A 26514-nucleotide genomic window follows, 5' to 3' on the forward strand; every position below is an offset into this window, starting at 1 on the left:
ATAAGCGACGGCAACTTATGTAGAGACGACCACCAGCGCGGGCGGCCGACTGTGACCGCCGATTCCCCCCCACAACTATGACCAGTCGCGTATACCGACTCCATTCGACACTCGAACTGCCGCTCGAAGACGTGTACTCGTACTTCGAGGACCCAGATCTCCCGGAGGAGATCGAGGACGTAGAGATCACTAGGCGAAACAACACGCTCATTCTGAGTGCTGTCGCCACCGACACCAGCATGAGCAAGTACACGCCGACAGCCCAGTTGAAGGCCAGCGTGACAGAGAATCGCGTCTACGAAGAGGATCCGGAAGACTTCGACGGACCCGGCCCGTCGCGAACCGGGGGCGGCCCGCAGTGGGGTGCGCTCGAAGAGGAAGAGGAAGAAATCGAATCCGAACTGGTCGAGTACGCCTGTTTCAAAGGGGATCGGGAAACCGTCCTCCAGAACACTGCCGTCCAGTACCCGATGTTCACGGTGCTTCGTAACATCGCGAAGATCGCCGAGAAAGGGACGTTGACGGCAATCGTCGTCAACGAGGACGACGAACTCGAAGCCGTCCGGATCGTCGACGGCGAGCCCCGGCCCGCGACGATCACGGTCACGGAAGACCCTGCAGAGGAACAGGACGGCAACGGCGTCGACTGGCGCAACAACGAGTTTATCAGCTAGGTCGGGCTGTCACCGACTGTGTGGTGCCATTATCGTCAAGCAGCAGCGCGAACGTCTTTCGCTGTGCGGTCCGGAGGTGCTGGAGGAACGTCGTCTGGGAGACGCCCATGAGTTCTGCGATGTCTTCGCCCGTGTTCTCGCGCGGCCACTCGAAGAAGCCGCCCAGATAGGCTGTCCGGAGCGCTTCGAGCTGGCGGTCCGTCAGTTCCGACTCGAGCTGTGACCGGATCTCCTGGTCGGTTCTGACGGACCGTTCGTGCTCGCGGCGAGCCAACAGGTCGATGCCGTCGTGGGAGGCAGTCACTGATTCGACGAGCGATCGGACGTCAGTCCGCCGTGGGAACTCGACCGTCAGTCGCCCCGATCCGTCCTCGACCGTCTGGCTGGTCACGACGCCGCCGTGATCGAGGAACGTCGACTCGACGCTCTCGTCGGTCAGATCGAGCCGGAAGAGACCGCCGTCGTCGTGATCACAGACGAACGCGGCGTCGGCGATCGCCGGCACGTCGTCGATGGCAGCCTCGACGTCGGTTCGGGGACAGCCCGTCAGCGTGGCGTAGGCGACGAGGTGGCCGTCGGGCGAGCGGGTGAGACGCTCCAGGGTCGCGTCGGCGTCGAGCGCTCGCGCGAGCGTCCCGAGCCCGTCAGTTCCCGAAAGCTGGAACTCCAGCTCGACGACGCTGTCGGCCAGCAGCGCCTGCTTGCTCTCGGTCGCATTGATCGCGTAGGCGATCGTCCGGCCCAGATCGACGAGCACGCTGGTATCGATCGCCTCGAACGCCCACGGTTCGGTCGAGGCGATTTCCAGACCGCCGTAGACCGTGCCGTCGTAGATCAGGGGGACGGCAGCGACCGAGCGATAGCCCCGACTCGCGAGTTCGGCCTGCCATCGCTGGTCCGGATCGTCGATCTCCTGGAGAACCTGTGGGGATTCGGTCCGGATCGCCTCGCGCAGGAGGTCTTCGGCATCGCTATGGTTGTGCGCGTCCACAATCGCCCCGATCGCGTCGCTGTCGATGCCGGCGTGCCTGCTGGCGCGTAGCGAGTCGTTGACCATGTTTCGCGTCCCGATCCAGGCTAAGCTGTAGGGCTCGGCGTCGGCGAACTCCGCACAGACCGCCCGCTCGATCTCGCCGCGGCTCTCGGCCTGCACCAGCGCCTGGTTGACGTCCCTGAGAATCCTGTTCGTGGTGTTCAACCGCTGGAGCATCTCGTTCTGGTGTTCGATGCGCTGCTGGCGCTCCTTGCGTTCGGTCACGTCGGTGTCGACTGCCACGAACCGCTCAATGTCGCCACTCTCGTCGGTGATCGGCGCGATCGTCATGTCCACCCAGCACCGCTCGCCATCTTTGCGTTCGTTGACGATCTCCCCTTCCCAGACGTCGCCGTCCGCGATAGTCTCCCACATCGCTTCGTAGAACGCCCCGTCGTGTTCGCCGGACTTCCACATCCGGGGGTTCTCGCCGATGACCTCGTCGCGGTCGTACCCGGTCAGGGTCTCGACGGCCGGATTGGCGTACTCGATCGTCCCGTCGGTGTCGGTGATGAAAATGCCGTGCCCGACGTGGCGGATCGCCTTCCTGAACCCGCGAAGCTGGTCGTTTTTCGCCGTGAGGCGCGCCTTGGTTCGCTCCTCCTGGCGGACGTACTGTGAGAGGTAGTAGACAGTCAGCACCGCCAGACCGCTGACGATCAGCCCCGGGAGCTCCTCGATCCCGGGGTTCGCGACGCTTAGCGTCAGTGCCTGCCGGACGGCCATCAGCGTCAACATCAGCGTCAGAAAGCCGAATCGGAGGTCACGAACCCGATAGAGCAACAGCGCGGAGTAGCCGACGCCCACGACGCGAAGCGAGACCGAGAGCAGCGCGATCCCCAGCGGGAGCCAGTCGGTCACGGCTGACCACCCCGTCTGTGTTCCGTTGCGTGCCAGTCCATACGCTATCGTTCCGGGCCGCGCCGATAAATGTCGCTCACTCGTTTTCAGTTCCCGGGACCGAGCTGTATTGGGCCGTCTGTTATAAAGGCCGGCGTCGGCCCAAGCGATATTGGTGGTACGCTCTCCCCCGCGTCCGTGCTATCTATAGGTGTATGTCACAGCATCGACCGGGCTGGTCGGGTGTTCCCCGATGAGCCAGTCCAACACACCGGGCGTTCCGGACGTAGACGCGATGGACGTGGATCGGATGGTCGAGAACGAGCGCGAGGACCCCGAGTCGGTCCTCGCGGAGGCCGACCACAGCACCGACCTCGGGTTGGCGATGGCCGAGGACGCCAAACGCGTCGGGCGCGGCGAACTGTCCAGCGAGCAGTTCTGGGCGAAATACGACGAGGCCGCCCGCGCGGAGTTCGGCGAGGCCTACGAGGTCACGCCAAACCCCGCAGTCGACAGCGACGACCAGACGATCGACGAAGCGGCCGCCGAGAGCCTCTCGTGTTCCGTCGGATCGATGGACTCGGTCGCCGCGGAACTCGACGAGTCAGAAGCCGTCGAGGCATCGACAGCGGCAGCCGACGTGGACGGCGATTCGGACGACCCGACCTACGGAATGGTGATCGACCTCCAGAAGTGCGTCGGCTGTGACTCCTGTACAGTCGCCTGCAAGGCCGAGAACCGCACGCCGCCGGGAGTCAGCTACAACGTCGTCATGGAGGAAGAGCACGGGGAATTCCCCAACGTCTCCCGGACGAACATCCCGCGGCCGTGTATGCAGTGTACCAATCCCCCGTGCGTGCAGGTGTGTCCGGTCAGCGCGACCTACAAGATGGACAACGGCGTGGTCAACATCGACTACGAGCGCTGTATCGGCTGCCGGTACTGCATGATCGCCTGCCCCTACGGCGCGCGGTACTTCGACTTCGGGGAGTCCTACGACGACGAGATCACGGAGGCCGACGAGATCACCAGCCCCGAGTACGGCATCGACCGCCACGAGGAAGGGCGCGTCGAACCCGTCGGCAACGTCCGGAAGTGCCACTTCTGTCACCACCGGCTGAACCGCGGCGAGGAGCCGGCCTGCGTCGAGACCTGCGTCGGTGACGCGCGCAATGCCGGTGACCTCGACGATCCCGAAAGTGACGTCGCACAGATGGCCGACTCCGACCGGGCCTTCCAGCTCAAAGAAGAGGGCGGCACCGATCCCAACGTCTACTACCTCAAGTAACCATGGCAACAGAGACAGACACCGGTCGCCTGGAGTTCGACACCGACTTCGGCTTCACGAGCGACCGGATACGGTACGGCTGGTACGGACTGCTGGCAGTATTGCTACTCGTGGGCGCGTACGCCGTGTACCTGCGGATCACGCAGGGCATGGCGAGCACGAACCTCACCAGCACTACTCCCTGGGGCGCGTGGGTCGCCTTCTACATCTACTTCGTCGGCCTCTCGGCCGGAGCGTTCCTGGTAAGCACGCTCTCGAACGTTTTCGGCATGGAAGGCATGGAGAAGGTCGACCGCGACGCGCTGTTCGCGGCGGCGATCAGCATGGCCGTCGCGCTACTGTTCGTCTGGATCGACCTGGGACGGATGGACCGGATGTACCATCCGTTCATCTGGCGACAGATCACCTCGCCGCTGATGTGGGAGGTCCACGCCTACGTGGCCTACATCGCGGTACTCGTGACCGAGCTGTACTTCGCCATGCGGGTCGATCTGGCCCGACTGGCCGCACGGGTCGGCGGCTGGCGCGGGACACTGTATCGCGCGTTGACCCTCGGACGGACCGATACTGGCGAGCGCGCACGCGAGCGCGACGAGACGTGGCTCAAGCGCGTCGGCATCCTGGGGATCCCGCTGGCGATCTTCCTGGTCCACGGCGGGACGGGCGTGCTGTTCGCGGTCGCGAAGGCCCGCCCCTACTGGAACAGCGGCCTGTTCCCGATCATCTTCGTCGTCTCCGCGATCGTCAGCGGGGCGGCGCTGGTGATGGGCCTGTACGTGCTCCGGAGCAAGGTCCTCGGCGGGGATCTCGATCGGTCGTTGCTGGATCGGCTCGCGAAGCTGACGGCCGCGTTCGTGCTCGTCGACCTGGCCTTCTTCCTGATCGACATGCTGATCGCGCTCAACAGCCTGCACCCCCACGATGTCGAGACCTGGTTGTTGATCCTGACCGGCGAGATGGCCTGGTCGTTCTGGCTGGTGATGGCCGGTCTCGGCTGGGCAGTCCCGCTCGCACTCCTTTCGAAGCGGTCCTGGCGCCGGACGCCCGCGCTCATGCTGCTTGCCGCACTGAGCGTCGTCATTGGGATCGTCGGCGTCCGGTTCAACATCGTCGTCCCGCCGCTGATCGTCCCCGTGATGGAAGGGCTACCGGCTGGCGAGTACTTCCCGAGTCTCGTCGAGTGGACGACCAGCGCAGGCATCGTCGCCGTCGGGCTCGTGCTGTACACGCTCGGCGTCGAACTGCTCCCCCTCGAACCTCTCGGTGATGACAAATGAGTACTGACGACACCTCGAACGACGAGTCGGACACGACAGCGGACGCATCGGTCTCCAGACGCGAGTTCGTCGCCGCCGTCGGCGGCATGGGCGCCGTCTCGCTGTCGACGAGCGCCACAATGAGCGGGCTCGACCTCTCCTCGCTGTGGGAGGACGACCCCCAGCACTACGTCGGCACCGACTACGGCGACTACGAGGCCGGCGACGTGCTGTATACCACGTGCGGGCAGTGCAACACCTTCTGCCCGATCAAGGTCCGGCTGGCCGACGACAGCGGGAACGGGGAGTACGCCTCGCTGATCCGCAAGCTGGCGGGCAATCCTTACTCGTTCCTCAACACCCAGCCGTTCTCGCAGGTCCCCTACGGCAGCGATCCCGAAGACGTCGTGACGGGCGATCTGGAAGGAACGGGCGACGTAGACGCCGACCGATGGTCGCTCTCGGGCGGCCGGATGTGCCTGAAAGGCCAGGCCGGCATCCAGACCGCCTTCGACGCCTACCGCGTGCGCAAGCCGATGAAACGCGTCGGCGAGCGCGGCTCCGAGGAGTGGCGGACTATCTCCTGGGAGCAGGCAATCGAGGAGATCGTCGAGGGCGTCGACGGCGAGCACGTCAGCCACGACGGGCTCCGGGAGATGTACGGCTACGCTCCTCAGGGGGAAGTCATGGACGACTGGGAGGCCGTCCAGAACGGCGAAATGGACGAATCGGCCTTCGACGAGAAATACGAGGGGAAACTGGTCGACACCGACCACCCCGATCTCGGGCCGAAGGCAAACCAGATCGTCGACGTGGGCGGGTTCCGCCGGAACTTCATCCGGACGCGGCTCTGGAAGCAGGGCCTCGGATCGATCAATAGCCACCACCACGCCGGGACCTGCGGGTTCTCCAGCGTGCTGGGCAACGTCCGATCCTACGGCGCTGGCAAGAAGCGCCAGTACTCGGACATCGAGAACACGGAGTATCTCATCGTCTGGGGGACCAACCCGATGGTCGCCAACAAGGGGCCGACCTGGCTCGCGCCGAAGTTGACGAACGCGATCCAGGACGGCATGCGGATGGACGTGATCGACCCGCGGATGTCAAAGACCGCCGAGAAGGCCGAGAAGTGGGTGCCGGTCGATCCCGGCTCGGACGCCGCGCTGGCGCTGGGCATGGCACGCTGGATCATCGAACACAACCGCCACGATCTGGCGTACCTCCGCAATCCCGACAGCGAGGCCGCCGAGGCCGACGACGAACCCACCTGGAGCGACGCGACGCATCTCGTGGCCGTCGACGAGGACGCCCAGCCGAAGGCCCGGGCGGGCGATCTCGGGCTGGACGGCGAGGGCTACGTCGTCGTCGACGCGGAGACCGCCGAGGTCCGGCCCGCCAGCGAGGTCGACCGCGGCGCACTCGACGTCGACATCAGGATCGACGGCGACCGCTACCGGAGCGCCTGGTCGCTGTACCGCGAGCGCGTCTTCGAGCACACCCTCGAAGAGTACGCCGACATGGCTGGCGTCAGTGCCGACGACATCGCCGAACTGGCCGACGAGTTCACCAGCCACGGCAAGCGCGCCGCGATCCTGTCCTACCGAGGGCCGGCCAAGCACAGTAACGGGTTCCAGAACACCCGTGCGATCGCCACGCTCCAGCACCTGATCGGCAACTACGACTGGCAGGGCGGCCAGATCACGCCCTACGCTGGCTACGACACCATGAACGGCCGGTACGAACTCGGCACGGTCCCGGAGGGGAAATCCCCCTGGGGGCTGCCGATCCTTCGGGCCGGTACCAACTACGAGGACACCTCGCTGTTCGATCGCGACGACGGCTACCCGGCCGAGCGGCCGTGGTTCCCGGTCGCGCCGCCTCACCAGGTCCAGGAACTGTACGCCAGTGCCGGTCACGAGTTCGAGGCCGGCGGCGAGCGCCGGAAGGGATACCCCTACAGCATCGAGGCACTCTTTATCCGGCCGTACTCGGAGAACCACGTCATGGCTGCTTCCGGGGGCGACAAGATCCCCGAGGCGATGACCGACACCGACGCCATCTCGCTGCTGGTCGCGTTCGACACGGTGATCGGCGAGACAAGCAAGTACGCCGACTACGTCCTGCCCGAACCGACGTACCTCGGTCGGTGGGAGAACTTCGGCACCTACCCCAACAAGCGTCTCGCCGACGAGAAGATCAGCCACCCGACAGTCGACGTCGTGCCCGACGCCCGACCGGCCGAGGACGTGCTGATCGACATCTGGAAGGAGATGGACTTCCCCGGCGTCGGCGAGGACGCGATCCCGGACGCCGAAGGCGAGTTGTGGCCGCTCCACCAGGCCGAGGACTTCTATCTCAAGCTGGTGACGAACCTCGCGTACGCCACCAAGGACCATCCCGCGGCCGACGCGGACATCGAGGGCATCTCCCTGCCGGGCGACGCGACGCTCGACGACCTCGGCGAGGGGCCGGTCCCGGACGCCGACGACGAGGAGCTTGCGGTCTTCCGGCAGGCCCACGAGAAGGGGCTCGGCGATCGGTTCGACTACGACCGCTGGAAGCAGGCCGTGCGGAACGAGGAGTGGCGCAAGGCCGTCACCGTCCTCAACCGCGGTGGCCGCTTCGAGGAGCCGGTCGTCAACTACGAGGAAGCCTTCGCCGAGCACGGCCACGACTACGACTACGTCGATCGCTACGAGCCGTCGAACGGGTACGTGGACGGCAAAATGCGCTACAAACTCGCCAGTCGGGTCAACTTCTACAGCGAAGTCCCGCCCCAGGGCAAGGACGCCTACTCCGGCGAGCGATTCGACGGGCTGCCTGGCGTCGAGGACGTCACGCACTTCGACGGCAGCGTCGAGGTACCGATCGTCAGCGACGGCGAGCCAGACCGCCCGCTGCATCTCATCAACTGGAAGCCGCGGACCCAGGGGATGCATCGCACGACGAACTCCCCGTGGCTCCGGGAGACCCGCCCGGAGAACCCGCTGTGGATCAACCCCGTAGACGCCGGCGAGCGCGGCATCGACAACGGCGATGCGATCGAGATCGACGCCGGCCGCCGGAGCGTCGAGGGGACCGCGATGGTCACCGAAGGGATCCGGCCCGGCGTCGTCGGCGCGATGTGGGGTTGGGGTCGCGACGGGGACGGCGCGACCGAGACGGTGATCGACGGCGAGACGCGCCAGCCCGCAGGCGACGACGGCCACACGCCCTACGAGTTCGACGAGCCGATGACCGACGACGCCGGGATCGCAGGGCCGCGCGACGCCGGTTTCGCGATCAACCACCTCCAGCCGCTGGACAACGACCTCGGCGACATCGGGATGAGCGACCCCGTCGGCGGGAGCAACGCCCAGTACGACGCCTTCGTCGAGGTCCGCCGGAGGGACTGAGATGGCCGCAACTGCATCCGACGGAGCCGGGCCGGACGTCGCCTTCACGCGGGCCCGCGCCGCGGTCTACGAGTTGCTCGCGTCGGCGTTCGACGGCGACATCGAGACGCTGGCTGAGGCGATGGCCGACGGCTCCTTTCACGAGTTGGCGTCGGTACTGCCGGTCGCGGTCGAGGTCGACCCGCTGGTGGCCGACGACCCCGATCCGGAGGCACTGTCGATCGGCTACGACAACCTCTTCGTCGTGCCCGGTCCGCACTACGTGCCGCCGTTTGCCTCGGCACACGCCGACGAGCCGAGTCACGAGTTCGAGTCCGACTCGGCGTTCCACGAGGCCGGGAGCGCGGGCGAACTGTACGGCGACCCCGCCGCGCGGATGGCCCGTCGCTACGAACGACTCGGCTTCACGCCCGAACGGGGCGACGGCATCCCGGATCACGTCGCCGCGCAGCTGTCGTTTCTATCCACGCTCGCAGCGGCACGAGCGGACGCCGACGACGCAGCGGGGGACGCGCTCCAGGAGATCGAACGCGAGACGCTCGCGGCGATGGGCTGGCTCGACGCCTTCGACGAGGCTGTCGCTGGCCAGGACCGCGCAGAGGGAGTCTTCGCGGCTCTCTCGCGGCTCACGCGGACGATCGTCGCGTGGGACGCGAAGCGAGCCCGCGGTGAAGACGACACGAATCCGCAACGAAGACGACACGAATCCGCAACGAAGACGACACGAATCCGCAACGAAGACGAGACGCAGCCTGACGGCTTCGACCGCCGGTAGTACTGCCGAAAACGAGACCGGGCGACTGCGCGGTGGACGCGCGTCTGTCGCTGTCACCCTCTGAACTCTTTTTCCTCGTCGATGCCTGCGGTTCCCTGTTCGACGCGCTCGAGCATCGTCGCGATAGTCGCCGAATCGGGTTCGGTCACGCCCAGGCGATCCCGCTCGGCAGCGACGGCGTCACAGACCAGCGCGACGCTGCGACGGTAGAACGGCGCGTCGGCGGCAGCGTCTTCGACACGGTGACGGAACGCCGGTAGCCAGTCCAGGTGTTCGTCGACGAACGTCGCGTAGACGTCTCGATCGGCGCTCTCGACCAGCAGCGAGGCGTACTCTAGCAGCAGCGCCAGGTGGTCGGGCTGGTAGGCGACCGGAGGCGAGGCGTCGAGCGCCGCGTACTTCCGGCGCATGTCGTCGGCGGGCGGTCCCCCGAGCAGTCCGTCGCTGCCGGCGCCCTCGTGCCACTCCTTGTAGGGCGATTCGATCGGCGGCGCGTAGGGCGTCTCGAAGGCCTCGAACAGCGAGATGTACTGGTTGTCCAGGGCCGCCCGACTGTCCGGCAGGTGCTCGGCCGAGGGGGCCGCGTCGGCGTCGAGTCCGAGCGCCGAGGTCAACTGCTCGCGTTCGGCGTCGAAACGACCCGCCGCGACGTCCTCGTAGAACGCCTCGTCCGGGTGTTTCAGACACTCCGATAGCAGCGAGTACAACTGTGCCAGCTCCGCCGTGCCGTGCGTGTCTTGGTTCATCATTGTGTGGGCGGTCAGGCAGGCTGTGTCCGGCCGTATCGGGAGTAGATCCCGTAGCCGATCGCGACGACGCTGCCGATACAGACCAGCGCGGCGAGGTTCAACCCGAGGAAGTACACGAGTCCCAGCGTCCCGCCCGGCAGCGCGTTCGGTGCGATGTGCTGGCTCAGGCTCGGGCCGGTCGGCAGCGGTGAGAGGACGTACTGGAGGATGACCCCGGTCCAGATGATAGCGAACAGCAGTACGGTGACGATCATCCCCGTCGTCAGAACCGACGAGTGGGTCCGTTCCTCGCAGGGCACTCTCGACGCGCCGATCTCCTCTCGGGCCCAGGACTGCCACTCCCGGCACGCCTGGCCGATCCCGACGGTCCCGTCGAACATCGACCGGTCCATCGGGAACTCCTTGACGTGGGTCATGAACAGGTGGAACGTCACGCCCATCAGCATCGTCACGGCGACGATCGCGTGGACGTCCCGGACGATCAGCATCACCAGGTTGGGCGACGTCGACGCGAGCACGCCGATGTACCACATGACCAGTCCGGTGACGATCATCACGCCGACCTCGAAGGCGATGATCCAGATCTCGGCCTTCTGCAGGAACGTGTACTTCCCCGATTCGGGCTCTGCGCCGAGTCCGGCGAGCCACTGCAGTTGCTGGAGGACCTCGCGGACGTCGTCGAGGCCGAACATGACGTGCCGAAGGGTCGTGTTGCCGGTCGTCAGCCCGAGTGCCATGTACACGGCATAGTATATCATGACGGCGATCAACCCGACGCCAGCCACGACGTGGATCAGGACCACGTTCGAGTGGCCGAACAGATCGATGAGCCATCCGAGCGGTTCGTAGAACGTCATCGGCAGTCCCGTCAGCCACAGCAGGAAGATGCTGATCGCCAGCAGAGCGTGGACGTAGACCTGGACGCTGTTGAACCGCTCGATGACGCCCCTGCCCGTGTCGGTCGCCCGGGCCGTCATGGTTCACCTCCTTCGACCACATACCGGCGCCAGTGGCCAAGCAACTGGCCAGCGATGACGAAGAACACGAACGAGATGTACAGACCCATGACGGCTCGAACCGCCAGCCAGATCGCGTTGAACTGGTCGTAAGCCGTCTCCCGGGTCACGTGGCCGCCGACGATCGGCTCCCAGCCGTTGACGATCTCGGGAAGCTGGTCGAACGCCACCAGCACCGCCGCCGTCCCGATGGCAGCGGCGACCACGGCTGTCAGACTCCGCCACCGATCGGCTTCGACGAGCTGTGACCGGATAGTATCGCTGTCTGGCATAGGTCTCAGTCACCGAGCGTCTCCGGGTCGACCTCCTCGGTCGGTTCGACGATCAGCTGCCGGTCGTTCTGTGTGAACTTCCGGACGGCCGCGTCCGACGCGAGTTCCATCATCTCCGAGACGGGCCCGGCGTGGAGCGCGTCAGTGACGCAGTTGTCGACGCAGGCGGGCGTAGTGCCGCCCGCCTTCGGTCGCTCGCGTGGCGGCTTCCCGGCACCGTCGCCTGCGCCCTCGCCGAGACAGAGGTGACACTTCGACATCTTCTCGCCGTCGAACGTCGGGGCCCCGTACGGACAGGCCCAGCCACAGTAGTGACAGCTGATACACTTGTCCTGGTCGACCGTCACGATACCGTCGGCGTCGCGCTTGGTGATCGCGCCCGTCGGACACACCTTCTCGCAGGGTGCGTTCCCGCAGTGCATACACGAGATGGACACGGTCGTCTCCTCGTAGTCGGGGAACTCGCCGGTCCCCTCGTGTTTGACCGTTCGCCAGTTGTCGTCGGCGTTCTCCCGATCGTTCCGGACGTCACAGGCGACCGAGCAGGCGTGACAGCCGATACAGCTGTTCGGATCGAAATAGAAGGTCCACTCTTCGCTCATCAGTTCTCACCTCCGACCCTGGAGACTTCGACAGGGTGATTCCGTGCGGTCATTCCCGTTACCGGTTCGACGTGGCGTTCTTTGTTGAGTTTCATACTGTTTGCACCCGCCCCATCGGGGTGCGAAGACGTTTCGCCGAACCCGTTGACAGTGGCGACCCACCCGGGACGGGCACCCTCGTAGACGTGGGCCATCAGTTCGATCGAATCGTCGGCCGACTCGACGCGGACCATGTCGCCGGTCCGGATGCCGCGCTCGCCCGCGTCCACCGGGTTGATGTGCAACACGTTCCCGTCGTAGTCCCAGTCCTCGACGTCGTAGCGTTCCTGATAGGCCGCGACGGAACGTTCGAGGGCCTGACAGTGGCCGCGGCTGAGCTGCTCGACGAACACGTCCGTGAACAACAGCGGATAGTCGTCGTCGGTCGTCTCACCGTAGTGTTTGTCGTCCGGGGGCTGCCACTCCGGAGCCGTGCTCGCACCCATCTCCGCGGCGAGTTCGGCGTACTCGTCTTTGACGTCGAGATCGAAGTTGAACAGCCCGTTCTCGGTGTCGAACCCGCCGTCTTTCCACTGCTCGTAGCCGACCTCCGAGACGATCGCGTAGCTCTGATCGGCGAGTTCGTCGAAGGACATGTCGATGGCGTCCAGTTGCTCGTCCCAGTACTCGGCACCGCTCTCCCAGGGGAAGTACTCGCCCCAGCCCATCTCCTCGGCGAGCAGCTTGTAGACCTGGTAGTCCGGCTTGCAGTCGCCGATCAGGTCGATCGCGGGCCTGGAGGCGGTTACCCAGCCGCTCGTGCTGTAGGAACTGTCGCCACCGCCCTTGAGGAACGGCTGTTCGAGCTGGGACGCGCCCGGGAAGACGACGTCGGCGCGCTTGCTGACGGCGTCCCAGAACGCGTCGACGGTGATGACCAGGTCCATGTCGTCGAGCGCCTGCAGCCACTCGTCGGTGTTGCCGCTTTTCGGCGGTGACGACCAGTTGTTGACGAAACCCTTGATGTCGCCGCGTTCGACCGCTTTGGGGACGAGGTTGTGAGAGACGTCGCGGATCCCGTGTTTCTGGAACGGGTAGTCGTCGTAGTCCGGCGTCGGCTTGTCCTCGTAGTTCGCGGGGACGTCGATGCCCTGCTTCTCGTGAGGGTCGGCCAGGCTGAAGCCCTTCGACCACTGGCGCGTGCCGCCGGGGCGGTCGATGTTGCCGACGAGCCCGTTCAGCGCATGGACGTTCTGGCAGTTCTTGAACCCGTTCGCCTGGTAAGCCAGCCCGGTCCACGGGAACGCGACCGCGCTCGGGGCCGCCGTCGCGAACCCGATCGCGATCTCGCGGATCTCGCCGGCGTCGACACCGGTGATCTCCGCGGCCCACTCGGGGGTCTTGTCCGCGACGGCCTCCCTGTAGGCCTCGAAACCGTGGGTCCACTCCTCGACGAACGCCTCGTCGTACAGTTCTTCCTCAATGATGACGTGACCCATCGCTAGCGCCAGCGCGCCGTCGGTCCGGGGCTCGATCGGGATCCACTTATCGGCTTTCTGGGCGGTCTTGGTGTAGCGTGGATCGATAGCGACGACCGTCGCGTCATTGTTCTCCTTGGCGTCCATGACGCCTTTGGGCTCCCACTGACCGCGGAAACACTCCATCACGTTGCGACCCCAGGCGATGATGTACTCGGAGTTCTGCCAGTCGGGCCACTCCCGACCGTAGCCGGACATCCACTCCCAGGACGTCGAGAACGGCCCGTGACAGGTGGTCTTGCGACCCACCTTCAGCGGCGCGCCGTAGAGGTTCTTGAAGAACAGATCGTGCCAGGGGTGTTTCGCGAGCGGGTATCCCTGGTAGCGCAGTAGCTTCTCGGAGCCGTGTTCCTCCGCGAACGTCTCGAGTTCGTCGGCGGCGTACGAGAGCGCTTCCTCCCAGGAGGCCGCCCGGAGTTCGCCGTCCTCGCGGATGTGGGGCTGAGTGATCCGGTTCGGGTTGTAGGTCTTCTCGAGTTGGGCCATCCCCTTCGAGCACAGCGTGCCCTCTCGGTCGGGGCCTGCACTGGCTTTCGGGTGTCCGTCCACGCCCGTGAGATCGATCGCCCGTCCGTCTTCGACGGTGATCTCCTGGCCACACTCCGCACGACAGATCCAGCAGTTCCCGTGGACGACGCTGCGCTCGCCCTGTGAAGTGACGTCACCTGACTCCGCCGACCGACCGAGGCAACCGGCTGCCGCGCCGATCGCCCCGGCTGCGCTCCCCTTGAGGAACGTTCGGCGGGAGACAGTCAGATCCTGGCTACCCATCGATACCCTCCCCTTCCAAGCCGGGATCGCGTTCGTCTTCCCCGAACTCTTCGAGGACGTCCTCGTGGTACTTCGCGTAGAACTCCGACTGTGTCATCTCTCCGGCGGCGACTCGGCGGGCGTCTTCGCCCATCCGACGCCCGAGCTCCAGGTCGTACTCGGAAGCGCCGCCTCGGTGTTCGTCGCGCGATTTCTTTACTGGCAACTCAGACATAGGAGTAAAGAATACATGAGGGCGTTTCCACATTGCTCTTGACTGAGCAAGGGTTTATATGCTATCGGCAGCACGTCGACGTTTACAGCCGGAAATACCGACGCAGGAACAGCCATGTCCGGCGACAAGTCGGGTCAGCGATCGGGATTGTGGCACCCTCGATAAAGAAGTGTCAGGCCGGAAGATGATCCCGGATCAGTCCGGAAACAGCTGAGTGAAGACTCGTCGCTCGGCGGTGGCGAGTCGCTGTGACAGTGCCTGTTTGGAGATGTCCAGTTCCGAGGCGATCTCCGACAGAGAGACCTCGCTCGGCTGGTCGTAGTAGCGGTGCTCGACGGCGAGTTCGAGTGCTCGTCGCTGTTTGTCCGTCATCGTCTCCAGATCGACCGTGCGCGTCCGTTCGGCGGTGGTGCCCTGCTCCTCGATGATCTTCCGGAGGACGACCCGTTCGGAGACCTCTTTGAGGGCGGTGACGAGCTCCCAGATGACGTCGTGGCCGGGGAGATAGACACTGACCACGATGCCATCCGGCTCGACGCCGACGATCGTGGGCACGCAGTCGAACTCCGCGAACACGTGACAGCTACAGGGATCGGAATGGTTCTGGCTCGAGTGCTCGACGGCGATGTCGCCGGTCGTTTCGACGGCGAACTCGCAGTGGCAGACGTCGTTGGCGATCAGCATCTGCGCGTCGATCACGTCCTCGCCAGTTGTAGTGAGTGGACACTGCTCGCTCGGGCAGATCTCGAGGACCGCTTTCGTCGTTCGCTCTTCGGAGTGTTCCTGAACGGCCATCTTTGGATGAGGGCAACTCGCCGTCCGGTGTCTTCCGGGCAAGTCTGCCTCCGGGAAGAATATCAGTGGTGATAAAATATCCCTTTCCCGCTCTCTCAGTTGTTCGGAACACGCCCACATGTCCCGACGGAGCCCGAGACGGACAGCGATCCCGCCCGAGACGAGGGACGTCGCACAGGACGGCGCACTGATGATCACGGTCGCGGAATCCGACGACCCGCTGGAACTGCACCGCTACGATACCGAGGTCGACGGCGAGACGGTGCGTCTCGAACTAGAGACGCCTCGCTGATTGTCGTCGCTGCTTTCGAGAGTCCCGTGCCTGCTTACCGGACGCGGCACGAAGTGCTACCGGACGCGGCAAGTGACGACGGTATTCATTCCGTCCTGTCCCTCGACCGATTCGGTCGTGACGTTCACACCGAGGAGATCAGCGTCGTCGAAGACCTCGGCCGGGATCGAGCGTAGCTGCTCCGCGTCGGCCCGGTCCTCGCCGAGGACGATCCGGATCTGGTTGCGGTTTCGCGCGACATCGATCACGTCGTAGCCGCTGTCTTCGAACGCCGTTTCGAGCGCCGTAAGCTGGTCGTCCATACGAAGTGCCTCCGTCCCCGACGACGTAAAACCCACCGACGACGAGCGAGCAATTCGAGTTAATCCGGATTGAGTATCGCACCGATACTTGTCCCTGGGGACCGATCGCTCGGGTGCAGACATGGTTCCCGCATTCGAGAAAGACAGATTCGAACCGAGCCGCGAAACCGCACGCTCTATCGGCAAGCTCCTGTTCGGTGCCGTCGCGACGGTGTTCGTCCTGGCGCTCGTGACGCTGCTTCCGGGTATCGACCGGTTACTGCCGGGGACAGACGTCTCCGTCGAGGCGCTCGCCCGTGCGATCGCCGGACTCGTTGTCGCGGGCGTGCTGGTCTATACGGCCTCTGGACTGGCGACGCTCGTCGCGACAAGAGTCCGGGGAGAACTGACAGCGAACGCGGCGTCGATCGGCTACTGGCTGGTCGTTCTCGCTGCCGTACTGATCACCCACTGGGGACTTTCGCCGCTTTTCGCCGGGCTGTTCGGCGGCCTCCTGTGGATCTACGACATGGCGTTCTTGCTGGCGGCACTGGGATCGCTACTGGCGATTTCTGTCCGGCTGTACGCCTCGCTCGATCCAGCCGCGGACCTGTTCGCCGAGAAAGTATCTGGCGGAGGGAGCTAGATGGCGGCCCGATCGTCGGCTCCGACGGCGCAGTCGTCCCACCCGTCGCCCATCATCGGGTTCGTCACGGGCGCGCTGGCCTGGATCGTGGGCTATATCCTCACGTATCTGGTCGTCGCCCCGGACGTCAGGGATTCGGGGCTCAACCGTCTCATCGAGGCGCTCGACGGCGAGCCCGCCACGTTCGAACTCGTCGGCTGGGTGTTCTTCAACGCACACTTCGTCGAGACCGTCTTCCAGGGACTGCCGGTCCTCGGTAGCCGAACGGCGTCGTACGTCGGCGGCGAGAACGGGTTCACCGTCCTGCTGTATCTGGTCCCCGCCGGGACGCTGCTGATCGGTGGCTTCCTGCTCGGGATGGCGAACGGAGACACCGACGTCTCCGGGGGCGGGCTGTCCGGCCTGATGGCGCTCCCCGGATACGCACTCGCGGCGGCCGTGACGGCGATCGCGGTCGAAGTGACGACGGCCGGGGCGACCGCCGGCCCGGACTTCCTCGCCGCTCTGATCCTCGCCGGGATCGCGTACCCGATCGTCTTCGCCGGCCTCGGTGGCGTACTCGCGGCCGTGGCGAGCAGGGGACGTTCGCCGTCCCGGAGCTAGGACTGAACCTGTGCGCTTTTTGCGCCGAGCGCGGCCGCGACGAGGCCGCCGGCGATCGTCGGAAGCCAGTACGTCGCGAGCCGATAAACGAGTACGGCGGCGACGGCACCCCCGTTAGAAACCGTCGTGAGCGACACAAGAATGGCGGCGAACGCAGTTTCGATCGCACCGGAGCCGCCAGGAAGCGGCGTCGCCCCGGCGATCGAGCCGATCGGGACGGCGACCAGTGCGGCGGCCAGCGGAATCGACGCACCGACCGAGATCGCTGCTGTCCACAGCGCTACTCCGAGCGTGAACCAGCCGACCGTCGAAAACCCACCGGCGAGTGCGAGTGCCCGCCTGTCGGTGCCGATGCGGTCGATCGATTCGAAGAAGTTGCCGATCCGGTTTTCGACGGCCTGTGTCCCCGGCGGTGTCCGGCCGGGGACCATCCGCGAGACGGCGCGGACGATCGGGGTGACGGCAGTCGCGAGCATCTGTTCGATCCGGTGGTGGTAATGATAGACCAGGACAGCGGCACCGATGACGAGCACGAACAGGCCGACCAGGACCGCGACGGACAGATACAGGTCGCGTGAAGTCGCAACCGCCTCCATCCCGAACAGCCCGATCCCGATCAGCGCCATCCCGATCGACGGGACGAAATGGAGCGTGTCGACGCTGGCGATCGCCGCGAGCCCGGTCTCGTACTCGCTGTCGGCTGCCTCGGAGATGAGAAGCGCGCTGACCGGCTCTCCGCCGGCCTGCCCGAACGGGGTGATGTTGTTCGAGAACATGGCTGCCGTGAACACCAGCACGGCCCTGGGGACGGACACCGGCGCGCCGAGCGCACGCAGGACGACGTGCAGCGACAGCCCCCAGGAGACGAGCCACACGACCGTGAGGGCGACGACGACCGCAACGAGCGACAGGCGGGCACGTCCGAGTGCGGCAAGCGTCTCCTCGACCCCGGCGACCCAGACGAGCGCGCCCAAGACTGCAAGCGCTACGACGAACAGCAACACCGTCACCCACCGGTCGCCGTTCATTACCGGGTGCACGCCCGACGGCGGCTTTAACTCTCCGGATCGAGGTCCCGACCGCCGGTGCTTTTGCCACTCGACACTCAACCGGGTGTATGGACGAGCGGACGATGCTGGGCTTGCTCGCCGATCGCCTCCCACGCGCGGGCGACGACGCGGCCGTGATCGACGGGCTGGTCGTGACGATCGACATGCTGCACGAGACGACCGACTTCCCGCCGGGAACGACCCGATACACGGCGGGCTGGCGGGCCGTTGGCGCCTCCCTGTCGGACGTGGCCGCGATGGGGGCCGAACCGACGGCGGCCGTCGCAGTCTACGGTGCACCCGTCTTCGAGCAGGCGGAGATCCTGGCGTTCGTCGACGGTGCTCGCGACGTCTGTGAGGGGGCCGGGAGCGAGTACGTCGGCGGCGATCTCGACAGCCACGAGGAATTTACCGTCTCGACGGCCGCCGTCGGCCGGACTGACGACCCCGTATTGCGGTCTGGGGCTCGGCCCGGCGACGCGATCTGCGTCACGGGGACGCTCGGACGCAGCGCCGGGGCCGTCAGGCTGTTCGAACGCGGCGAACTCGAGCGGGCGAACGAGCTCTTTCGCTTCGAGCCGCGGATCGAGGCAGGGCGCGCGCTGGCACCTTACGCCAGCGCGATGATGGATTCCAGCGACGGACTCGCCCGCTCGCTCCACCAGCTCGCCGAGGCGAGCGCCTGTGGCATGGCCGTCGAAACGCCGCTGCCCGTCGACGACGTCGTCGATTCGGTCGCCGGCCCGGACGAACGACTCGAACTCGGTGCGTTCTTCGGCGAGGATTTCGAACTCGTCTGTACGATCCCCGAACCTCACCTCCCGAAGGCGAAATCGGCGACACCGACGCCGCTAACCCGCATCGGCACTGTCGTCGAGGAGGGAATTACGCTCGACGGGGAACCGATGCCGGATCGCGGATACACCCATCAGGGGTGACGCTCCGACAGCGATTTCCGCTCTGTGGACGAACGTCGGTCACCTCAGACGATGATCCGGAACGGCACCGGCATGAAACAGAGGACCCCGACAACGAACGTGAGCAGACCGACCGCCTGCCGTTTGCGGTCGAGTGGCTCCTCCCGTATCGGGGTCGCCGGGCCGAAAAACGCCAGCACCGTCGTGAACACGCCCCAGACGACCCAGATCCCGACCTCGACGGAGACGTCGCCGACCAGCAGCAACACACCGGCGAATCCGAACAGCACGGCCGGAACCGCGGCAGCGACGGTCTCCTGGCGTGGACCCATCAGCGCTCGCAGGACGTGTCCGCCGTCGAGTTGTCCGACCGGCAGGAGGTTGAGAAAGGTTACCAGCATGCCGAGCCAACCGGCGAACACCAGCGGATGGAGCTGTTTCGTCGGGTCGGCGTACGACATCGGCTGGCCGGTCAGCCACGCCAGCCCGCGCAACAACAGCGGCTCGGCGAACTCGATCCGGGCGGCGTCGCTCGTCGCGACCGACCGGGGGACCGTGATCGGGTCGAGGGAGAGTCCGATCACCGTCACGACGACGGTCGCGACGATGCCCGCAAGCGGGCCGGAGGCACCGATGTCGAGCAACGCCTTCCGGTTCGGGATCCGGCCACGCATCCGAATGATCGCGCCGGCGGTTCCGAACGGGGGCGGGATCGGAATGAAATACGGCAGACTGGCGTCGACGCGGTGAATCCGGCTGGTGAGGTAGTGACCGAACTCGTGGACGCCCAGGATCGTAAGGATCCCGAGCGAGAACGGCCAGGCTCGCAACAGGTTCAGCGGGTCGGCAGTCACGTCCACGTGATACCAGACTGTCCCCGCGTACAGCGTCGTCAGCACCGTCGCGAGCGCGAGGGCGAGGTTCTTCCAAGGGACGCCGTCGATCCCGATCGAGCGCTCGCTGACGACCAGGACGTGCTCGGGGTTCCCGTCCCCCGAGCGGGCCGTCAACTGCAGGTCGAAGCCGCGCTCGTAAAACAGCGGTGCGAGCTCCGATTCGACGGTCGATAGCGGTGCGCGCGGACGGCCGACGTAGAGTATCCGGTCGTCCTCGTGGCGCACCTCGAGTACCTCGAAGACCGGCGCGAGGTCCTCCGCCGTCGGGGCGTCCGCTGGCGGCACCGTCGACATTCCTGTCTATCGACAGGGGAGTGGTTCATAAAATATCGACGGTTCGAAACGGCGAATACCGCAGGAGCGACAGCCGCGGGGACACAATGTCAGACGGGTTGCTGTAGCGATTTACCGCTCCGACCGCCATTGGGCGGTCGATGCGGAGGGGACGTACAGCGATCCGTATCCATCAGGCTGGCTCGATCCGCCAGGTCGTTGCGCTCGTGTAGGACCACTTTTCGACTTCGATGTCGCTCGCCGACTCTTTGAGCTTGACCATCAGCGCGCCGATCTCTTTCGGCGAGAGACCGACCTCGTCGGCGATGAATTTGCTCTTGAAGTAGAGTTCGCCGTTCTCGGTCACCTTCTCGCGAAGATACGACCGGAGACGTTCCTCTTTGGACGCCGTCGACTCCGGCTCAGCACTGTCAGGGGAGGGCTGTGTCGTCGCACTCATTTGAAATCGCCTCAACATCCCGTATCGTCTGTGGGTGCATATAAGCGCAGGAAGCTTTGATGGAGTTCGGCCGATTTTAGCGCAGGCCGGTATCTCCCGGACGTTTTAAAACACTCTCAAAACCCCCGAGACATTTTAAAACAGCACATTAGCGTTTCTGATCTTCATCCTATTGTGATTTTATCGTCATACGATCGCGGGCTGAAGTACCCGAAAACCCCCGTGTTCGCAAAATCGAAAACCGGTATTACCGCTCGTGTACCCAGAAGGAGTCCTCAACGGTGATTTCTTTCTTGAAGATCGGGACGTCCTCTTTGAGACGGTCGATCCCGTCGGAAACGGCCTCGAACGCCTCCGTGCGGTGGCCTGCGAGCACGACGACGAAAACGATGTCCTCTCCGGCCTCGATCGTGCCGGTCCGGTGGTGAAGTTCAACCGACAGCACGCTGTCCCTGGATTCGAGGTCCTGCTCGATACCCGCAAGTCGCTGCTCGGCGACTCCCTCGTACTTCTCGAAGGCCAGGTGTTCGGTACGGTCGTCTTCGGGGCCGTCTTTCGCCCGGACCTGCCCGGTAAACGTCGCGATCGCTCCGGCGCGTTCAGCGGCGGGATCGTCTTTGACGCGCCAGACGAGCGATTCGAGCGTCTCGAACGGCTCCGTCTGTTCAAGCGCGTCGACGACGTCGTCGACGTCGACCGCGTCGGCCTCCGGCGCGGTCGCGATCGCGTCGCCGGCGTGGTCGCGCTCGCCGATGACGACCTGCGGGATCGCGGCCCCGCTGAACCCCTCGACGAGCGCGTAGTCGAACTCCGGAGCGACGTCCTCGAGGGCGTCCCGGAGCGTCCGGTCCGACCCTGTCGCGAACCACTCGCCGTCGTCGGTTATCCCGTAAGTCCGGTCAGCGCCGGCCGCGCGGTGGCGATCAGTGTCTTTGCCCTCGACGTCGATGTCGAACTCGTGGAGGTGCTTGATCGTCGCCACGCGCCCGCGTTCGGCCAGTCGCTCGGCCAGTCGCTCCAGCAGCGTCGTCTTCCCGGTGTCGGAGTAGCCGACGACACCCAGTACGTGCATGTGCTCCCAGAGGAGGGCCGACGGTTTGACAGTAGCGGTCATGCTGCAGCCAGCCGTCGATGTCCTCCCGTGGTGTTCGGTGACACGAGACGGGAGCACGTCCAGAGACTGCTTGACAATACTTAAGAGCGCATCGCGGCTACGCCGATCCAATGAAAACAGTCGTCTCTATCGGCGGGAGCGTGCTCGTACCGGATCTGGACGCCGGGCGGGTGGCGGAGTACGCCGACGTCGTCGAATCGCTGGCGGCAGCGGGCCACGACCTCGGGGTCGTCGTCGGCGGCGGTCCGACCGCCCGGGAGTACATCGGCGCGGCCCGATCGCTGGGTGCCAACGAGGGCGAACTCGACCAGCTCGGGATCGACACGACGCGGCTGAACGCCCGTCTCCTGCTGGCGGCGCTGGACGAGGATCTCGCATCGCCAACAGTGCCGACGAACTACGAGGAAGCAGCCGAGTCGCTCCACCGGGATCGCGTGGTCGTGATGGGTGGGGTCGTGCCGGCCCAGACGACCGACGCCGTGTCCGCGGCCCTCGCCGAATACGTCGACGCCGACCAGCTCGTGTTCGCGACCTCCGTCCCCGGCGTCTTCGACGCCGATCCGAACGAGGACCCCGACGCCGAGCGCTACGAGGAGATGACCGCGGGCGAACTGGTCGAACTGGTCGCCCGCGGCGAGTCGCTCGGCTCCGCCGGGTCGAACGCCCCGATCGACCTGCTCGCAGCGAAGGTGATCGAGCGCTCGGGGATCGAAGCCATCGTACTCGACGGGACGGACCCCGGGTCGGTCGGTCGGGCCGTTCTGGACGACGACTTCGAGGGAACCCGAATCACACCGGACCATGACTGAACTCGATCCCTACGAAGTCGGTCGATCGAGCGATCGGGTCTTCTGGGCCGACGCCGTGGCCGACGCGATCGAGTCGCGCGACCCCGACGAACCGATCGTGATCAAGGGCGGCGTCTCCCCGTCGGGCGTTCCCCACCTGGGGCACGTCAACGAGATTATGCGCGGGTATTTCGTCGCCGAGGTCCTGCGCGAGCGCGGTCACGAGGTCCGGCAGGTGTTCACCAGCGACGACCGGGATCGTCTGCGCAAGCTCCCGCGACGACTCGCGGATCTGGACGGGAACATCGTCGGGCTCGGCGAAGTCGACGCCGGGGCACTCGGCCGGAACCTCGGCAAGCCATACACCGACATCCCCGATCCGTTCGGTTGCTGTGACTCGTATGGAGCACACTTCACGAAGATTCTCGAACAGGACGCAGAGCGACTGGGCGTCCCGATCGAGTTCGTCTCGAACACGGAACTCTACGAGTCGGGAGCGTTCGACGACGCCATCGAACACGTCCTCGCGAACCAGGACCGCGCACGCGAGGTGCTCGGCGAGTACCAGGCGAAGATTGACGAGGACTACGTTCCGTTCCAGGCACAGTGTGAAGCGTGTGGACATCTCACAGAAGAGATCACGAACGTCGACCTCGACGCCGGCGAGATCGAGTACGTCTGTGCGGACGTCGAGGCCGGCGACGAGACGATCGAGGGGTGTGGCCACGAGGGGACGGCCTCGCTTCGTGAGGGGAAACTCCCCTGGCGCTTCGAGTGGCCCGCCCAGTGGGACGTGCTCGGCGTCGACTTCGAGCCCTTCGGCAAGGACCACGCCGAGGGGTCCTGGCCCTCCGGCGAGGACATCGCCCGGAACGTCTTCGACACCGAGCCACCGGTGCCGATGGTCTACGAGTGGTTCACTCTCGACGGCGAGGCGCTCTCTTCCTCCTCGGGCAACATCGTCACCGTCGAAGAGGTCCTGGAACTGCTAGAGCCGGAGGTACTCCGGTATTTCTTCCTCAAGGATCCGACGACAGCGCGGGACTTCTCGATCGACGGTCTCGATCAGCTGGTCGACGAGTTCGACCGCTTCGAGCAGCTCTATTTCGGAGAGGTCGAGACGGACGGCGATCGAGCCGCAGAACTCGCCGAACAGGAGGCCGAGCTCGCCGAGCGCGCGTATCCGCTACTCGAAGAGCCCCGGCCCGAGCGGATCCGCATCCCCTATACGTTCGCCGCGGTACTCGGGATGACCGACGACCCCGACCTCCGCGAGGAGATCGCGCGCCGTGAGGGGCATATTCCCGACGACGCCCCCGACTGGGCCGTCGAGAAGGCGCTGTCGCGGGTCGAGCGCGCCCGCGAGTGGGCCCGCCGGACGGACAACGAGTTCAACTACGAACTCAAGCGCGAATCGATCCCCGACGTCGAGTTCGACACGGCGACCGCCGAGGCTCTGGAAGACGTGGCCGACGTCGTCCAGTCGGGTGGCGACGGCGAAGATATCCAGGCCGAGATCTACGAGGCCGCCGACCGCCACGGCGTCGAGGTAGCCGATCTGTTCGCCGCCGGCTATCGACTCTTTTTCGACCTCGAAGAAGGGCCCAAGCTCGGGCCGTTCCTGGCGAAACTGGACCGGTCGTTCGTCGTCGACCGGCTCCGGCAAGAACGCTAGAACTGTCGGATTTCTCTTACTTCTCGGACGCGCGCCGCCGGTTGACGAAGCCCTGATTGTTCGCGGTCTTCTCGACGAACGACCGGAACGCGCCGGCGGTCTCGCCCTCACCGAAGACAATCGGCTCGCCCGCGTCGCCGCGCTCGCGGATCGCCGGATCGAGCGGGATCCGTCCGAGGAACGGCATCGACATCTCCTCGGCGAACGCTTCCCCGCCGCCGTCGCCGAAAATCGCGTGCTCGGAGCCACAGTCGGGACACTTGAACGAACTCATGTTCTCGACGATGCCCAGGACGGGCGTCTCGTGTTTGCCGAACATCTCCAGTCCTTTCCGGGCGTCGTCGAGTGCGACCTCCTGTGGCGTCGTGACGATGACAGCCCCGGCGACGGGAACGGTCTGCAGCAGCGTCAGCTGGGTGTCGCCGGTCCCCGGCGGCAGGTCGACGACCATGTAATCGAGATCGCCCCACTGGACGTCCTCCCACAGCTGCGTGAGCACCTTGTCGACCATCGGGCCGCGCCAGATCACGGGCGCGTCTTCGCCCATCAGTAGATCGATGCTCATCAGCTTCAGGCCGTGCTTTTCGGGCGGGATGATCTGCTCGTCGGGGGTCGCTTCGGGCCGCTCGTCCGAGCCCAGCATCCGCGGGACGTTCGGACCGTAGATGTCGGCGTCGAACAGGCCCACGTCGGCACCGAGGTCGGACAGTCCTGCAGCCAGGTTGACCGCGACGGTGCTCTTGCCGACGCCACCTTTCCCGGAGGCGACGGCGATGATGTTCGTCACGTTCGGCAGTACCTGCTCGTGGGGCTCGAGCCCACGGTCGATCGACGCGGACAACTCGACTTCCATGTCGAGGTCGGCGAGCGCCTCGCGGACGTTCTCGGCAATCGCCGTCTCCGTTGGCGAGTACGGCGCACCGAGTGCGAGGTCGATCGTGACGCTGTCGTCATCGATCGTAATGTCGTTGACCAGTCCCAGTGAGACGATGTCGTCGCCGAGATCCGGGTCCTCGACGGTTGCGAGCCGATCGCGTATCTCCTGTTCGTCCATGCCACGGAGTTGGCGCCGGACTGTCGATAAGGGTTGTGACAACGACCGCTCGTCGTGACGGTAATCGATAGGAGTTACGTCGAAGCCCCGTTGGGCGGCGGAGTTAAATCGCTCGTCCGAGAACACCTACAGGAGTAATGCTCGTCGACGGGTTCGGCCGCGAGCTGACCGAGATCCGGATGTCGCTGACCGACCGGTGTAACTTCGACTGCGTGTACTGCCACAACGAGGGGCTGGGCGATACCCGCGGACCGATGGCACCACGGGACGAGGAAATGACTACCGACGAGGTCGTCCGCGTGCTGTCGGTCGCCGCCGATCTGGACGTCGAGGCCGTCAAGCTCACCGGCGGCGAGCCGATGTTGCGGGAGGACCTCGAAGAGATCGTCCGGCGTGCGCCCGATGGCATGGAGGTCTCGCTGACGACGAACGGTTCCTTCCTGCCGGGTCGTGCCGAAGGGCTGGTGGAAGCCGGCCTCGAACGGGTCAACGTCTCCCAGGACGCGGTTGATCCCGAGGCGTTCGCCGAGATCACGAAAAGCGGTGCCTACGACCGGGTCGTCGAGGGTGTCGACGCCGCGCTGGAGGCCGGACTCGACCCGGTCAAGCTGAACATGGTGGTCTTCGAGGGCACTGTCGAGTACGTCCCGCAGCTGGTCGATCGGGTCGCCGAGCGCGACGGCCTGCGGTTGCAGCTCATCGAGTACATGCCCGAGATCGCGGGCCACCCCGAGTGGGCGGTCGACGTCGACCGCGTCCACGAGTGGTTGGACGACCGCGCCGACCGCGTGGAAACCCGGGAGATGCACGACCGCAAGCGGTACTTCGTCCGTGCCGAAGACGGCGACGGTGAGGGAATGGTCGAGGTCGTCGATCCGGTCGAAAACGCTGATTTCTGCGAAAGCTGCCATCGCGTGCGCGTCACCCACGACGGTTCGCTGAAGGGATGTCTCAACCGTCCGCGTGTGCATCCGATGGGCGAACTGTCCGAAGCAGAGATCCGGGCCGCGTTCCACGAGGTCGTCGGCGACCGCGTGCCCTACTACGGGGAGTTCATGGTCGAGGAAGACGGCGAATGGGTGCGAAACGACGAGTACGTCGGCGAACCGCTTGTCGTCGAACACGGCCGGGTCACGGCAGACGACGACTGAACTGTCGCCGTCCGCCAGCGCTAGACGACGGCTGATCTGCCGTCGACATGCAGCGCCCCACGACGGCTGGTTTGCCGTCGACATGCAGCGCCCCACGACGGCTGGTTTGCCGTCGACA

At 65.5% G+C, this 26514-nt stretch carries 26 protein-coding genes; 12 read left to right on the plus strand and 14 right to left on the minus strand.

Going from position 1 to position 26514, the window contains the following annotated elements; all coding sequences use genetic code 11:
* Window positions 1–77 precede the first annotated feature (77 nt).
* Complete coding sequence (locus OB916_RS09355; RefSeq protein ID WP_315909029.1) at window positions 78–674, plus strand: DUF7110 family protein; 597 nt, start codon at window positions 78–80, stop codon at window positions 672–674.
* Here the strand turns inward: OB916_RS09355 and OB916_RS09360 are convergent.
* Window positions 667–2568, minus strand: coding sequence for a bacterio-opsin activator domain-containing protein (locus OB916_RS09360; protein WP_315909030.1), 1902 nt, complete (start codon window positions 2566–2568; stop codon window positions 667–669). The genes OB916_RS09355 and OB916_RS09360 overlap by 8 nt on opposite strands.
* Window positions 2569–2800: 232 nt before the next feature.
* Between OB916_RS09360 and OB916_RS09365 the strand changes: the two genes are divergently transcribed.
* The 4 genes from OB916_RS09365 to OB916_RS09380 are packed head-to-tail and all read left to right on the plus strand — an operon-like array spanning window position 2801 to window position 9261.
* Window positions 2801–3835 (plus strand): 4Fe-4S dicluster domain-containing protein, encoded by a 1035-nt coding sequence (locus OB916_RS09365; RefSeq protein WP_315909031.1) that lies wholly within the window; start codon window positions 2801–2803, stop codon window positions 3833–3835.
* Window positions 3836–3837: 2 nt separating this feature from the next.
* Window positions 3838–5112, plus strand: a complete 1275-nt coding sequence (gene nrfD, locus OB916_RS09370; RefSeq protein ID WP_315909032.1) for an NrfD/PsrC family molybdoenzyme membrane anchor subunit — start codon at window positions 3838–3840, stop codon at window positions 5110–5112.
* On the plus strand, window positions 5109–8486 hold the full coding sequence (locus OB916_RS09375) for a molybdopterin-dependent oxidoreductase (RefSeq protein WP_315909033.1): 3378 nt from the start codon (window positions 5109–5111) through the stop codon (window positions 8484–8486). Before nrfD ends, OB916_RS09375 begins: the two co-directional genes overlap by 4 nt.
* A 1-nt stretch (window position 8487) precedes the next feature.
* Complete coding sequence (locus OB916_RS09380) at window positions 8488–9261, plus strand: TorD/DmsD family molecular chaperone (protein ID WP_315909034.1); 774 nt, start codon at window positions 8488–8490, stop codon at window positions 9259–9261.
* Window positions 9262–9314: 53 nt separating this feature from the next.
* On the opposite strand, the gene OB916_RS09385 is transcribed toward OB916_RS09380, so the two are convergent.
* The 7 genes from OB916_RS09385 to OB916_RS09415 all read right to left on the minus strand — a co-directional run bounded on the left by OB916_RS09385 (window position 9315) and on the right by OB916_RS09415 (window position 15197).
* Window positions 9315–10007, minus strand: a complete 693-nt coding sequence (locus OB916_RS09385; RefSeq protein ID WP_315909035.1) for a TorD/DmsD family molecular chaperone — start codon at window positions 10005–10007, stop codon at window positions 9315–9317.
* Window positions 10008–10021: 14 nt separating this feature from the next.
* Entirely contained in the window at window positions 10022–10987 is a 966-nt protein-coding gene (locus tag OB916_RS09390; protein WP_315909036.1) for a formate dehydrogenase subunit gamma, read from the minus strand.
* Window positions 10984–11298, minus strand: a complete 315-nt coding sequence (locus OB916_RS09395; protein ID WP_315909037.1) for a hypothetical protein — start codon at window positions 11296–11298, stop codon at window positions 10984–10986. Before OB916_RS09395 ends, OB916_RS09390 begins: the two co-directional genes overlap by 4 nt.
* Before the next feature lie 5 nt (window positions 11299–11303).
* Entirely contained in the window at window positions 11304–11900 is a 597-nt protein-coding gene (locus OB916_RS09400; protein ID WP_315909038.1) for a 4Fe-4S dicluster domain-containing protein, read from the minus strand.
* The gene (locus OB916_RS09405; RefSeq protein ID WP_315909039.1) at window positions 11900–14188 is read right to left on the minus strand and encodes a molybdopterin-containing oxidoreductase family protein; all 2289 of its coding nucleotides are present in this window, start codon (window positions 14186–14188) and stop codon (window positions 11900–11902) included. The genes OB916_RS09400 and OB916_RS09405 overlap by 1 nt, the downstream gene beginning before the upstream one ends.
* The gene (locus OB916_RS09410; RefSeq protein ID WP_315909040.1) at window positions 14181–14402 is read right to left on the minus strand and encodes a 4Fe-4S ferredoxin N-terminal domain-containing protein; all 222 of its coding nucleotides are present in this window, start codon (window positions 14400–14402) and stop codon (window positions 14181–14183) included. Before OB916_RS09410 ends, OB916_RS09405 begins: the two co-directional genes overlap by 8 nt.
* A 195-nt stretch (window positions 14403–14597) precedes the next feature.
* Window positions 14598–15197, minus strand: coding sequence for a helix-turn-helix domain-containing protein (locus OB916_RS09415; protein WP_315909041.1), 600 nt, complete (start codon window positions 15195–15197; stop codon window positions 14598–14600).
* Between the two features lie 118 nt (window positions 15198–15315).
* On the opposite strand from OB916_RS09415, the gene OB916_RS09420 reads away from it, so the two are divergent.
* On the plus strand, window positions 15316–15489 hold the full coding sequence (locus tag OB916_RS09420; RefSeq protein WP_315909042.1) for a hypothetical protein: 174 nt from the start codon (window positions 15316–15318) through the stop codon (window positions 15487–15489).
* A 56-nt stretch (window positions 15490–15545) separates the two neighbouring features.
* Here OB916_RS09420 and OB916_RS09425 read toward each other — a convergent pair whose 3' ends face one another.
* Complete coding sequence (locus OB916_RS09425; RefSeq protein ID WP_315909043.1) at window positions 15546–15791, minus strand: hypothetical protein; 246 nt, start codon at window positions 15789–15791, stop codon at window positions 15546–15548.
* Between the two features lie 121 nt (window positions 15792–15912).
* Between OB916_RS09425 and OB916_RS09430 the strand changes: the two genes are divergently transcribed.
* Complete coding sequence (locus OB916_RS09430) at window positions 15913–16416, plus strand: hypothetical protein (protein ID WP_315909044.1); 504 nt, start codon at window positions 15913–15915, stop codon at window positions 16414–16416.
* Window positions 16417–17019 carry a hypothetical protein gene (locus OB916_RS09435; protein ID WP_315909045.1) on the plus strand — a complete coding sequence of 201 codons (603 nt, stop codon included), beginning with the start codon at window positions 16417–16419 and terminating at the stop codon, window positions 17017–17019. It begins immediately after the preceding gene.
* Here the strand turns inward: OB916_RS09435 and OB916_RS09440 are convergent.
* Window positions 17016–18047 carry a lysylphosphatidylglycerol synthase transmembrane domain-containing protein gene (locus OB916_RS09440; protein WP_315909046.1) on the minus strand — a complete coding sequence of 344 codons (1032 nt, stop codon included), beginning with the start codon at window positions 18045–18047 and terminating at the stop codon, window positions 17016–17018. The genes OB916_RS09435 and OB916_RS09440 overlap by 4 nt on opposite strands.
* Window positions 18048–18136: 89 nt before the next feature.
* Here OB916_RS09440 and thiL point away from each other — a divergent pair, with 89 nt between their 5' ends.
* Entirely contained in the window at window positions 18137–19006 is an 870-nt protein-coding gene (thiL, locus tag OB916_RS09445) for a thiamine-phosphate kinase (protein WP_315909047.1), read from the plus strand.
* Between the two features lie 44 nt (window positions 19007–19050).
* Here the strand turns inward: thiL and OB916_RS09450 are convergent, their stop codons facing one another.
* From OB916_RS09450 to OB916_RS09460, 3 genes are all read right to left on the minus strand, one after another.
* Window positions 19051–20175: a site-2 protease family protein gene (locus tag OB916_RS09450; protein ID WP_315909048.1), complete on the minus strand. Its 1125-nt coding sequence runs from the start codon at window positions 20173–20175 to the stop codon at window positions 19051–19053.
* 172 nt (window positions 20176–20347) lie between these two features.
* Window positions 20348–20614, minus strand: coding sequence for a DUF7123 family protein (locus OB916_RS09455; protein ID WP_315909049.1), 267 nt, complete (start codon window positions 20612–20614; stop codon window positions 20348–20350).
* 247 nt (window positions 20615–20861) lie between these two features.
* The gene (locus tag OB916_RS09460) at window positions 20862–21686 is read right to left on the minus strand and encodes a molybdopterin synthase (RefSeq protein WP_315909050.1); all 825 of its coding nucleotides are present in this window, start codon (window positions 21684–21686) and stop codon (window positions 20862–20864) included.
* A 152-nt stretch (window positions 21687–21838) separates the two neighbouring features.
* Between OB916_RS09460 and pyrH the strand changes: the two genes are divergently transcribed.
* Together pyrH and lysS are read left to right on the plus strand one after the other, a co-directional pair.
* Window positions 21839–22537 (plus strand): UMP kinase, encoded by a 699-nt coding sequence (gene pyrH, locus OB916_RS09465; RefSeq protein WP_315909051.1) that lies wholly within the window; start codon window positions 21839–21841, stop codon window positions 22535–22537.
* Window positions 22530–24191, plus strand: a complete 1662-nt coding sequence (gene lysS / locus OB916_RS09470; RefSeq protein WP_315909052.1) for a lysine--tRNA ligase — start codon at window positions 22530–22532, stop codon at window positions 24189–24191. The genes pyrH and lysS overlap by 8 nt, the downstream gene beginning before the upstream one ends.
* Window positions 24192–24207: 16 nt before the next feature.
* Here the strand turns inward: lysS and OB916_RS09475 are convergent, their stop codons facing one another.
* Window positions 24208–25245 (minus strand): Mrp/NBP35 family ATP-binding protein, encoded by a 1038-nt coding sequence (locus OB916_RS09475; RefSeq protein WP_315909053.1) that lies wholly within the window; start codon window positions 25243–25245, stop codon window positions 24208–24210.
* Between the two features lie 137 nt (window positions 25246–25382).
* Here OB916_RS09475 and moaA point away from each other — a divergent pair, with 137 nt between their 5' ends.
* Window positions 25383–26396 carry a GTP 3',8-cyclase MoaA gene (gene moaA, locus OB916_RS09480; protein WP_315909054.1) on the plus strand — a complete coding sequence of 338 codons (1014 nt, stop codon included), beginning with the start codon at window positions 25383–25385 and terminating at the stop codon, window positions 26394–26396.
* Window positions 26397–26514: the final 118 nt, after the last annotated feature.

This window comes from Halapricum hydrolyticum (genome assembly GCF_025517535.1).
GTDB classification, from domain to species: domain Archaea; phylum Halobacteriota; class Halobacteria; order Halobacteriales; family Haloarculaceae; genus Halapricum; species Halapricum hydrolyticum.

What these genes read in the sequence shown, in the direction of transcription:
- OB916_RS09440 (WP_315909046.1), bottom strand. Translation starts at nt 18,047, where the DNA reads ATGAACGGCGACCGGTGGGTGACGGTGTTGCTGTTCGTCGTAGCGCTT.
- OB916_RS09450 (WP_315909048.1), bottom strand. Translation starts at nt 20,175, where the DNA reads ATGTCGACGGTGCCGCCAGCGGACGCCCCGACGGCGGAGGACCTCGCG.
- OB916_RS09400 (WP_315909038.1), bottom strand. Translation starts at nt 11,900, where the DNA reads ATGAGCGAAGAGTGGACCTTCTATTTCGATCCGAACAGCTGTATCGGC.
- OB916_RS09405 (WP_315909039.1), bottom strand. Translation starts at nt 14,188, where the DNA reads ATGGGTAGCCAGGATCTGACTGTCTCCCGCCGAACGTTCCTCAAGGGG.
- OB916_RS09475 (WP_315909053.1), bottom strand. Translation starts at nt 25,245, where the DNA reads ATGGACGAACAGGAGATACGCGATCGGCTCGCAACCGTCGAGGACCCG.
- OB916_RS09455 (WP_315909049.1), bottom strand. Translation starts at nt 20,614, where the DNA reads ATGAGTGCGACGACACAGCCCTCCCCTGACAGTGCTGAGCCGGAGTCG.
- OB916_RS09435 (WP_315909045.1), top strand. Translation starts at nt 16,417, where the DNA reads ATGGCGGCCCGATCGTCGGCTCCGACGGCGCAGTCGTCCCACCCGTCG.
- OB916_RS09430 (WP_315909044.1), top strand. Translation starts at nt 15,913, where the DNA reads ATGGTTCCCGCATTCGAGAAAGACAGATTCGAACCGAGCCGCGAAACC.
- OB916_RS09410 (WP_315909040.1), bottom strand. Translation starts at nt 14,402, where the DNA reads ATGTCTGAGTTGCCAGTAAAGAAATCGCGCGACGAACACCGAGGCGGC.
- pyrH (WP_315909051.1), top strand. Translation starts at nt 21,839, where the DNA reads ATGAAAACAGTCGTCTCTATCGGCGGGAGCGTGCTCGTACCGGATCTG.
- moaA (WP_315909054.1), top strand. Translation starts at nt 25,383, where the DNA reads ATGCTCGTCGACGGGTTCGGCCGCGAGCTGACCGAGATCCGGATGTCG.
- OB916_RS09375 (WP_315909033.1), top strand. Translation starts at nt 5,109, where the DNA reads ATGAGTACTGACGACACCTCGAACGACGAGTCGGACACGACAGCGGAC.
- OB916_RS09380 (WP_315909034.1), top strand. Translation starts at nt 8,488, where the DNA reads ATGGCCGCAACTGCATCCGACGGAGCCGGGCCGGACGTCGCCTTCACG.
- OB916_RS09460 (WP_315909050.1), bottom strand. Translation starts at nt 21,686, where the DNA reads ATGCACGTACTGGGTGTCGTCGGCTACTCCGACACCGGGAAGACGACG.
- thiL (WP_315909047.1), top strand. Translation starts at nt 18,137, where the DNA reads ATGGACGAGCGGACGATGCTGGGCTTGCTCGCCGATCGCCTCCCACGC.
- OB916_RS09415 (WP_315909041.1), bottom strand. Translation starts at nt 15,197, where the DNA reads ATGGCCGTTCAGGAACACTCCGAAGAGCGAACGACGAAAGCGGTCCTC.
- OB916_RS09395 (WP_315909037.1), bottom strand. Translation starts at nt 11,298, where the DNA reads ATGCCAGACAGCGATACTATCCGGTCACAGCTCGTCGAAGCCGATCGG.
- OB916_RS09420 (WP_315909042.1), top strand. Translation starts at nt 15,316, where the DNA reads ATGTCCCGACGGAGCCCGAGACGGACAGCGATCCCGCCCGAGACGAGG.
- OB916_RS09365 (WP_315909031.1), top strand. Translation starts at nt 2,801, where the DNA reads ATGAGCCAGTCCAACACACCGGGCGTTCCGGACGTAGACGCGATGGAC.
- OB916_RS09355 (WP_315909029.1), top strand. Translation starts at nt 78, where the DNA reads ATGACCAGTCGCGTATACCGACTCCATTCGACACTCGAACTGCCGCTC.
- lysS (WP_315909052.1), top strand. Translation starts at nt 22,530, where the DNA reads ATGACTGAACTCGATCCCTACGAAGTCGGTCGATCGAGCGATCGGGTC.
- OB916_RS09385 (WP_315909035.1), bottom strand. Translation starts at nt 10,007, where the DNA reads ATGAACCAAGACACGCACGGCACGGCGGAGCTGGCACAGTTGTACTCG.
- OB916_RS09390 (WP_315909036.1), bottom strand. Translation starts at nt 10,987, where the DNA reads ATGACGGCCCGGGCGACCGACACGGGCAGGGGCGTCATCGAGCGGTTC.
- OB916_RS09425 (WP_315909043.1), bottom strand. Translation starts at nt 15,791, where the DNA reads ATGGACGACCAGCTTACGGCGCTCGAAACGGCGTTCGAAGACAGCGGC.
- nrfD (WP_315909032.1), top strand. Translation starts at nt 3,838, where the DNA reads ATGGCAACAGAGACAGACACCGGTCGCCTGGAGTTCGACACCGACTTC.